Annotated in this window: 11 protein-coding genes and 1 pseudogene; all 12 read right to left on the bottom strand. The window is 51.2% G+C overall.

From position 1 onward, the window contains the following. On the bottom strand, positions 1-228 hold a 228-nt coding region (locus tag ABUA47_RS10470; protein WP_349831590.1), incomplete at its 3' end, for a DUF2442 domain-containing protein. 33 nt (positions 229-261) lie between these two features. Next, complete coding sequence (locus ABUA47_RS10465) at positions 262-498, bottom strand: DUF4160 domain-containing protein (protein ID WP_005828998.1); 237 nt, start codon at positions 496-498, stop codon at positions 262-264. A gap of 204 nt (positions 499-702) precedes the next feature. Beyond that, a complete protein-coding gene (locus ABUA47_RS10460; protein WP_005828993.1) occupies positions 703-1,293 on the bottom strand; it encodes a RadC family protein in 591 nt (196 codons plus the stop codon). Between the two features lie 19 nt (positions 1,294-1,312). Further along, on the bottom strand, positions 1,313-1,873 hold the full coding sequence (locus ABUA47_RS10455) for a phosphoribosyltransferase (RefSeq protein ID WP_008664684.1): 561 nt from the start codon (positions 1,871-1,873) through the stop codon (positions 1,313-1,315). Between the two features lie 826 nt (positions 1,874-2,699). Beyond that, a complete protein-coding gene (locus ABUA47_RS10450) occupies positions 2,700-4,427 on the bottom strand; it encodes a hypothetical protein (RefSeq protein ID WP_005828988.1) in 1,728 nt (575 codons plus the stop codon). Between the two features lie 12 nt (positions 4,428-4,439). Continuing rightward, positions 4,440-4,652, bottom strand: a complete 213-nt coding sequence (locus ABUA47_RS10445; RefSeq protein WP_005828986.1) for a hypothetical protein — start codon at positions 4,650-4,652, stop codon at positions 4,440-4,442. A 10-nt stretch (positions 4,653-4,662) separates the two neighbouring features. Continuing rightward, positions 4,663-5,265 (bottom strand): hypothetical protein, encoded by a 603-nt coding sequence (locus ABUA47_RS10440; protein WP_005828985.1) that lies wholly within the window; start codon positions 5,263-5,265, stop codon positions 4,663-4,665. Next, positions 5,258-5,545 (bottom strand): hypothetical protein, encoded by a 288-nt coding sequence (locus tag ABUA47_RS10435; RefSeq protein WP_005828984.1) that lies wholly within the window; start codon positions 5,543-5,545, stop codon positions 5,258-5,260. Before ABUA47_RS10435 ends, ABUA47_RS10440 begins: the two co-directional genes overlap by 8 nt. Then, on the bottom strand, positions 5,517-6,134 hold the full coding sequence (locus tag ABUA47_RS10430; RefSeq protein ID WP_005828983.1) for a hypothetical protein: 618 nt from the start codon (positions 6,132-6,134) through the stop codon (positions 5,517-5,519). Before ABUA47_RS10430 ends, ABUA47_RS10435 begins: the two co-directional genes overlap by 29 nt. 8 nt (positions 6,135-6,142) lie before the next feature. After that, a complete protein-coding gene (locus tag ABUA47_RS10425) occupies positions 6,143-7,033 on the bottom strand; it encodes a hypothetical protein (RefSeq protein WP_008664680.1) in 891 nt (296 codons plus the stop codon). A 132-nt stretch (positions 7,034-7,165) separates the two neighbouring features. After that, the gene (locus ABUA47_RS10420; protein WP_005828980.1) at positions 7,166-7,768 is read right to left on the bottom strand and encodes a hypothetical protein; all 603 of its coding nucleotides are present in this window, start codon (positions 7,766-7,768) and stop codon (positions 7,166-7,168) included. Between the two features lie 11 nt (positions 7,769-7,779). Then, positions 7,780-8,512 (bottom strand): annotated as a pseudogene (locus tag ABUA47_RS10415) (hypothetical protein); the annotation flags it as partial.

Here is an 8,512-nt window from a genome sequence, read left to right as displayed (position 1 = left end):
GGAGATACCTGCCGGTTCTGGATCATCATATTCAAAGCTCTCGTAAGAAACATCCTCGTCAATCTCTTCCCAGTGAATGCCGAAAGCTCCCAGCTCATAATCCTCGCGCTGCTCTTTGGTGGCATTCCTCAATCTTTGATAATACAAGATTGACTGCCACAACGTACGACCGTCATCAGTTTCGATGTAGATTCGTTCACCTTCGAACCAAACTTTTTTCGCTACCATAATCACTCCTTTCTATGTATAGAGATATACGGCTTATTTGCCGTATATCTTAACCCATTCTGTAATAATCAACTCTTTGTTCTCTTCAATAATAGACTCAGCCAGTTTTATGTCTTTGGGCTTCATTCCTTTATTGACCATCAACCGGATTTCATCACCTACCTGGAACTTGGCTTCACCGTCTTGACTGAGTACATGTACATGCACCGGTTCGTGGTCACGTACATAAATTCTAAACTTCAAACCGAATAAAATTAAAATTGTTGGCATATCGTTATCTGTTTTTGATTACTCTGCAAAGATAGGTAATTATTTTATTACCCACAAAGAATAGGGTAATTATTTTATTACCATAAGTAAAAATCCCCTCCGTGGTTGAAGGAACGGTAACACGACCAGTCATTCCGCTTTTCGGGCCCCATTTCGTTTGCGAGCATGCGAGCAAACGGAATGGGTGCGCCCTGCACCCCTCCGTCAAATCAGCCCCTCATCGCCAAAACTGTAATATCCACCATTCGTTATAATCACATGGTCTATCATCCTAATATTGAATAACCCTGCCGCCTTTTTAAGTTGCTCCGTCAGCCTCTTGTCCTCATTGCTCGGTCGGCTGTTGCCACTCGGATGGTTGTGCACCGCTGCGAACTGCACCGCCCCCGTATCAATCAGCACGCGCATAATCAGTCTTATATCCGCTGAAGTCTGGTCAATACCGCCTACCGATATGCGTACTTTCTTGATAATCCGTCCGGCTTGGTTTATCGACACTACCCAAAATTCCTCATTCGGCAAATCTCCTATCAACGGCTCCATCAGTTCGTATACGTCTTTGCTCATCCTTATTTGCCTACGTTCCACCTGCTGCGACAGTTGTCTCTTGTACATCTCCACGGCTGCCACGGCTACCCTCCTGCGTCCAGGAGTCAAAGAGGAAAACAATTTTTCAAGGTCTATCACTTCGTTGCTGCGTTCGATGTCCGAAACAATCTGTCTGTTGTTGCTGATTTCGTAAATCAGTTCGCTGTCGCTCATGTAGCGGCAATCGTTATCAAAAAGAGTATTCATAATTGTATGGATTAAATTGTTATAAAAGAATTGTCTTGCCTAAGAAATAGCCTCCCAAAACCTCTGCCCCAAGCGTTTCAAGTGCACACGCAAACCGTGCGTAACTATGCCCCTGCGTCAGTATATCATCGAATACAAGGCATTTCTTACCCTTGAAAAAACGCTTGTCAAACTTGATGACCTCCACCGTCTGCACCGTCTTGGCCGCTTTCGTCTCATGGATGGCAAGCCGTCCACCCTCAATGGTAATTGCTTTGTACGCATTCCTGCACCCCGTCAGCCGTGCCACCTCTTCGGCAAAAGCCTTGTATCTGATTTCGTTCTTCTCTCCGCTACTGGCTGGTATGCAGACCAACGTCACGTTGCAAACCTCCGCACCGAACTGCTCGCGCATCTTCTTCGCTACAAGTTCTGCCACAGACGCACTGCGCTTCCCGTCCTTAAAATCCCATATCATCCTGCGGATAGACCACTCCCGTTTGTTAGCCTCGTACTTGGTAGGCAAGTAATCAAAGAAGTTAAACATGAATTTAGACCATTGATTTTTCCATGCTTCGGGGATGTTTCTTTTTGCTGCCATAACTGTAAGTTTTTAATTTATTCTGGATTTCTGGAGTCGTCGGGTGGAGCCTTTTTTAATTTTCTCCGTTTCCCAGAACGACTTTTTTTTTATTCCGGCGTGTCTGTATGACGTGCGGTATGGTTGCCTTTTGATGCCGCAATAATTGAGGTGCCGAGGATGACATTCCGCAAGGTTCCGACTAAAACCGAAGGCTTGAATACTACCCGTAGGGCTGGAGATTTTTTAGCGGACAACGCCCGACCTTGTTTGTCAGACCGGTGCCCTACATTTGCGGACTCAAAAGACTACCTGACCGCATACAGAGATGCAGGAAATGAAAAGGAGTTGCGGAAAAGAAACGGAGGCACGCCAAGCGGAACGCTTACCGCTCTACGGTCTCTACCTTAGCTATTGAAACAGAAAAGACCGGGTCTACCTGCATGGATGCGGACAAACGCAAGTAGCTGCCGCTACTTACCGCTGAGACGCGCAAAATCCGTACTGGAGGAAATAGATTTGCCTGCCTGTTCCTTCAGTACGGATTTTGCGCGCGCCGTGCTCTTTGTTAATGAATGTTATAATAAATATACTTCTTTGATAATGAATACAGAATACCCCGCTTTCCATCCGAATGGAAACAGAAACGGAAGTTTCTGCCGACCGCGCCCTATCCAAAAACGCAACCAAAAGCGCAAGAAACAAGGAAATATGACAAGGAGGATGCCCCTCGGCCAGTCCTGCACACGGCGTTCTGTCCTAAAGTGCAGCGATTCCCATTGCGGACGTTGCGAGTCCTGCCATAAGCATTGCGATTGTGATTGCGGATGTATGTGTATGAGGTGAATCAGATACGTGCGTCCACGAATCCGTATGCCTGCCTGAGTAGGTGCCCGTACTTCGTCCATACACGCTTATCCACCGCATCACCGAAGTGGGTGGCTTCTTCCGGAAGGATGGACTGGTTACGCTCGCTGCGCTTATCCTTGGCAAAACGCCCCTCGCGGTCCTCGATGACACGCGTATTGTTCATGGAGATGAGTGTATATTTGCATTTCGAGCCGTTGAAACGCTTCTTCGGGAACCGTTCGTCTTTCTCTGCCAGGATGGAAGCCCAGAGCAGGTACTTGTCATGCTGCGGCGGCTCCATGCCCGCATGGGTGTGTTGTTCCACCGTCCACCCGTGTTTCTCCAGACGCTCGATGGCAAGCTCGTTGTAGGACTTCTTGTTGTTGGCACGGCGTGCATCCCCGTAACGGTCACGGTAATAATGCAGGTGTTTGTTGATATGGTTACGGTAGTAGTGGCAGAACTTGTCCATCAGCGCGTTCACCATGGTGTCATCCTCTTCATCACGCTTGACGAAGAACTCGTTGATGTTGTTGTCCACCGGCTCACGTGTCAGCATCTTCGTCACGAAGTCATAGTTGCGCTCCTGCGCCACTTCCAGGAATGAAGCGGCACTACCCCAGTCGGGTGTCAGCTCTATCGGCTGGTTGGGATTGCAGTCCAGGTCACGCCGGCTGTCATCGTTATTGGCAAGCTGCTGCCAGTTGTAGTTATGATCTTCGGCAAAGTCACGGATATAGTCGTCATTGGTCGCATTGTAATAGATATGGCGTTCATCCAACTGGTAGTAGCAGCTGTCAATCTTATCCACCATGAAGTTTAGGATCTCTATCATGAAGGAAAGTTTATCCATCACCTTGTACTGGTTTAGGATATAGTTCATGCCCACATTGGCGATGTTGTCGAAGATGGAGCCAAGGATAAAGAGCGTGCCGTCACGTGAAACGAACGGCGTGATACTTTGCCTGAGACGGACGGTCTCGTTCCAGATCTCCTTGAACAGTCCGGCGTCATTCGCAATCCTTGCATCAATGAGCTGCATCTGTAACCGCACAATCCTGTTCCAGACATCAAACAGCCGGATGCCGCGTTCTTCTTCATAATACTTGGCCGGTTCAAGCAACCATTTCTGTTCAGGCGTGTACGGCATGGAGGAGAGGAAGGTGTTGCCGTGGTGCTTCAGCACCGGATGCTCCGACTTGCGCCCGAAGATATGCTCATTGCCACGGTTGGTCGGCGCCGCCTCCTGGTCGAACTTCTCCTTGTCGAGTGTCAGCGCTTCATCGGTGATGTTGTAGTCCGCATTCGGACCGCGGCTGTTGCCGCCCTGGGTAAGTATGTAGAGCATATGCCCGTTACTGAAGCTGATACCATACTCAAACGACATGATGTGCTCGTAAGGTTTATACCATCCCTCAATAGGTTTGCGACAAACCACATAGTCACCGGTCTTGCTGACCGGATCCCACTGCTTATAACCGAGCATCTCCAGCATCTTGAACGCTGAAGGCAGGGTTTTAGTCAACGCCTGCCCAATGGTGGCCTGGGTGAGCGTAGTAATCCCTCGCGGCATGAGCCGGATGTTGTCATCTATCACGGCACCGGTAATGAATGATTTACCCGTGGCACGCGAGTAGATGACATATCCGTTCTTGTACGGCATCACGAGAAATGCCGCCTGCGCCGGATTGACCTGTATGACCTCTTCCCAGACATTTTCGTCCATTGTCCTGCCGTATCAATATCGTGGGAAAACAATGTAGTTCACACCTTCGGAGGAAGTCATGCGGGGCATGTCCTGCCCGGTGTCAGCCAGCAGCTGCGGCACCTCTTCCGGCCTGAACCTGGCGGATACGGTACAGACAATCTGTGTCTTGCTGACCGATACCATATCAATGTGCTTATGGTCAACCAGGTAAGAGATGAGTCGTTTGTTTGTCAATTTTTTCATGGGTAATCTGTTATGAGTTCATTATTTCTTCAGCTTGTGCGTCGTCGATAGGCGTGTACATCGAATCCACCAGAACCTTCTGCTCTTCCTGGGAAAGGTTGCGGACGGCATTTAGGGGAATATCCACCTTTTGCCCCATACTGTTGATCTGGATGTAGAATACGTTCTTCTCCATGCGTCGCGGGTCCTCGACGGAAGCCGGCTTCTCACCAATCATCTGATGCAGCACTTTCTTGGCGTTGTTCCATTGCTTGAGATCACCTTTGAGCTTGCAATCCCGGATAAGCTGAATCTGGTCCTTGATCATCCAGGCATACCAGAAGTCCCAGTCGAACTGGTGCTGTGTCTTGAACAGCTCTTTTGCCAGGGCGATGTCCTTCCTTATCTGGGTACGCGAGATACGGTATTTTGCCAGCATGATGTTGATGATGTGGCTCTCGTTCGGATAGTCATCCAAAAGACGTGCTATCTGCAGCACCCGGTTGCACTGCACACGCAGATGCTCCGGCAGCGGACTGTTCTCCGGGTCGATGATGTGCTGCTGTATAAGGTCGTAGGATTGCTCCTCCAGTGCGGCCTTGCTTTTGGATGCCGTCAGACGGTTGTTATTCATACTCAAGATACTGCTGTTGCGATTTGATGAACTTGATAAGCTCCTGCTGTGCCGGGTTGCTGCCATTGACGGCCGACTTGATGAGTGACTCCCGGAGTTCAACCGTCTGGCGAAGATGCCCCCGGTAGAAGGCGGTCCGGACTTCGGTGCCCGGTGTGCGGAGTTCCGCGAGAAAGTCCGTCTCATCGGCACCTATATTGATGGCTATCAGCCCCGGAGGGATCAAACGATAGGCCATCTTCTCTATCTCCTCACGTTGTTCCTGAGTCAAATTCATCATTCAGCATTTTAAAGTCAAAATCAAAAATATCTCTGCCGGTATGGATGATTCCACGTTCCAGCTTCGGGTTGTGCGTGGCGTTCTGGCTGCCCACTACGGTAATCTTCCAGTCCTCGTTATACAGCAGCGCCACCTTCGCATGAAGCGCGAGGCAACGGTAGCAGTCCGGGAACGTGGTCACCAGATAATCGAACGGTTTGGGTGATATGCTGCGCACCCGGTTGTCTATCAGGAACCGCACTGACAACAGCTCGCCCGTTTCCACCTTCCGATGAATCGCCGCAATGCTGTCCATGGAGATGGAATAGGTGGTAAGCAGCAGGTGTGCCGGTCCCGTCTGTCTGAGAATATAGAAAATCAACTGGATCAGGTTGAACGCCCCTGAAGAGTAGAAATGCTTGTCCCTGCCGGGTACCAGCACCCCCATGGCGTCCGGATGCAGCAGCTTCTCCGCAGCCAGGTCGTGGCCGGAGGCTGCCGCATCCGTTCGGCGGATGTAGCCTGTCGGGTATCGGTCTCCCTGCATAGGACTTACTGCATCATCCGCCGGCATCATCTTATTCTCAATCTCGCTGCAACAGACCAACATAACCTAACCTATTGCAGTTCTGCCAAACGATATTCTATCCTTTCCACCAGTGCTTCCTGGGCAGCCACCTTCTTCTCGTATTTCACGCGTTTGGGGCAGTCGGGAAGGGGATTCTCCTTGCCGTCCTTGGGCTTGCTTTCCGAAGAGTACAGCAGCATGTTCCTTGCCTTGGTAATCTTGCTCTTGGCATTGGATTTCGCTTTCCTCAGCTCTTCCACGGATAGGGAACTGATGTCGGCCTCGTCCTCTTCCTTTTCCGGATTTTCTTCGGGGGTATCCGCTTTTTTGTAGAGTTCGTCCAGCTGCTCTTCAGTCGGCAGTTCCCTGTCCTGCTCGAACTGCCTTTTGATGGCAGCCAGCAGTGTCATGCGGTTGGAGAGAAAGGCTATACGGGCGACAATATCCTTGCGCTGCGTGCATACAGCCTGCGTGTTTGTCTCACCCAGTCCGGCAAGCATCCGGTGCTGGCGTGAACGTTCGTTGTAGCATTCCCGGAAGTCATAGATGATTTTGGCCATCACCGGAGGATAGGCGGGCTGTTCGTCCGCCTCACGCGCCAGTTCCCTCTCCGCAACGGCGACAATGGCGGCAGCCGTCTCTTCGGGAACCGTCTCGGAACGCCCGTCATTGCCCGGCATTGCATCATCTGCCAGGTCCACATCCTCAAAGCGCGGGTCATCCGGATGGTACCACACCTTGATCATCTGCCGGATTTCATACTCCAGCTTCTCGCGGGTATGCGGCTTTTCGCCCTGGCGTGCCAGACGTGCGGCGACAAACCCCTTATATCCAGAACGGGTCAGGATATTCACACCGGTGCTGTAGTCACGTTTCTGCGAGTTCAGCCACTTGATGCCGTCCCTGCGCGCCTCGATATAGTTCTGTGTAATCTTTGACATTGTATGTACGTTGTTTTTTGATGATACGCAAAGCTATTGCGGTTTTTGTTGCCGGAATAGGACAAAACAAAATGTCCGCCCCTGCCTGAGAGCGAGAGACGGACATGAACAACCAATCATGAACAAAAAGGCTTATGGCTCTTCTGATGCGGCTTTTACAGTCAGGATGTCCTCCGTATCTCCCTCATACACACATTTGCGCGGTGCGGTAAAGGTGTAGTGGAGGGTGTTCTGGTTGCGGGCGGTGGAGCTTGCTCCGGTAGTGGCACCGTCACCCGACGCACGGAGCGCGCCGCGCCGCTTGTCACCCATCAGGTAGTTCGTGCCGTTGTTGTCGGTCACGATAAAGAACATCTTGCGCCCTTTGGTCGCATTCTCAAAACCGAATATCTTCTTCCGCATCTTGGCCGAAATGATATTCAGGTCCATTAGGAACGATTCCCCGCCGCTTTCTCCCTGGTCGGTAATCTTGAACTCGGCCAGTTCGTCGGTGAAATCCATCTTGTATGCTCTGCAACTTTCCTTCATGACCAGGTCACCGACCAATGTACCGGCTTCTTCAAGAGAAAGAGGGGATTCCGTCTTTTTCGGGTAGTCCGGCCATGTGGCCACATCCGCATGATAACCGAAGATGACGGACGGTATGATACCGCCCATGTTGTCCTGGTTCTCGCAGTCCATTGCCTCGTTGATGTCATCAAGGGCAATACATAATTTAGGGTCTACTTCTGCCATAGTCGTAGGGTTTATTCGGATTTAACAACATAGGTGCCCGTCACCTTCTCCACTTTGCCTGCAGCGGGCGTCTTCTTCTGCACGGCAGGAGTGGTGTATCCGGCAGCCTCCAGGAACTCGACGGTGTATTCCTTGCCACCGGGAACTGCCGCATATGTACCGGACTCACGCCAGGCTTCCTCGCCCTGGATGCGCCATTTACCGCCGTTGTTGACCGCTTCATCCGGCGTAATGGTCACTTCAATGTATCCGAACGGATTGGTCCCTTCCGGGTCCACCGGACGGTCGTTGACGCAGAACTCGGACTTGTGCACAGACACGAACTGGAAACCGATCACATACTTGCCCGCAGCATCGAACGTATAGGGATTGCCGGACATGAACGGCTTGATGGACTTGAAGTCGCTCTCCTTGTCAAAGCCGTAGCATACGTTCTCCTTGGTGGTCAGCATGACGAACTGGCTGCCGTCGGGAAGGTTCGGAACGCGCACCAGCTCACAACGGTTGTTGGAACCAAGCAGGTGCTGCGTGTCGGAAGTGTCCTCCTTGAGTCCGATGACAATGGTGCCTTCGTCCTTGCGCCAGTCATCGTACATGTCGCCCAGATCGTCGGAAATGAACATCTTGATGTTCTTCTTGCGCTTGAAAGTGCGCGGCATGTGGCGCCACATTTCCAGCAGCTTCTCCCCGATATTGGCGCGGGACAGTTCACCGGTCGCATAAACGTTTCCCTCGGCACTGGAG

Origin of the sequence: Bacteroides sp. RTP31139st1_H2_RTP31139_211217 (genome assembly GCF_040227615.1) — a bacterium.
Taxonomy (GTDB): Bacteria; Bacteroidota; Bacteroidia; order Bacteroidales; family Bacteroidaceae; genus Bacteroides; species Bacteroides uniformis.
This window is presented reverse-complemented; position numbering and strand designations above follow the sequence as displayed.

Bases quoted from the DNA above. Each gene is read 5' to 3' on its own strand.
- ABUA47_RS10445 (WP_005828986.1), bottom strand. From the start codon at position 4,652: ATGAAAAAATTGACAAACAAACGACTCATCTCTTACCTGGTTGACCAT.
- ABUA47_RS10430 (WP_005828983.1), bottom strand. From the start codon at position 6,134: ATGTTGGTCTGTTGCAGCGAGATTGAGAATAAGATGATGCCGGCGGAT.
- ABUA47_RS10435 (WP_005828984.1), bottom strand. From the start codon at position 5,545: ATGATGAATTTGACTCAGGAACAACGTGAGGAGATAGAGAAGATGGCC.
- ABUA47_RS10440 (WP_005828985.1), bottom strand. From the start codon at position 5,265: ATGAATAACAACCGTCTGACGGCATCCAAAAGCAAGGCCGCACTGGAG.
- ABUA47_RS10420 (WP_005828980.1), bottom strand. From the start codon at position 7,768: ATGGCAGAAGTAGACCCTAAATTATGTATTGCCCTTGATGACATCAAC.
- ABUA47_RS10450 (WP_005828988.1), bottom strand. From the start codon at position 4,427: ATGGACGAAAATGTCTGGGAAGAGGTCATACAGGTCAATCCGGCGCAG.
- ABUA47_RS10425 (WP_008664680.1), bottom strand. From the start codon at position 7,033: ATGTCAAAGATTACACAGAACTATATCGAGGCGCGCAGGGACGGCATC.
- ABUA47_RS10455 (WP_008664684.1), bottom strand. From the start codon at position 1,873: ATGGCAGCAAAAAGAAACATCCCCGAAGCATGGAAAAATCAATGGTCT.
- ABUA47_RS10465 (WP_005828998.1), bottom strand. From the start codon at position 498: ATGCCAACAATTTTAATTTTATTCGGTTTGAAGTTTAGAATTTATGTA.
- ABUA47_RS10460 (WP_005828993.1), bottom strand. From the start codon at position 1,293: ATGAATACTCTTTTTGATAACGATTGCCGCTACATGAGCGACAGCGAA.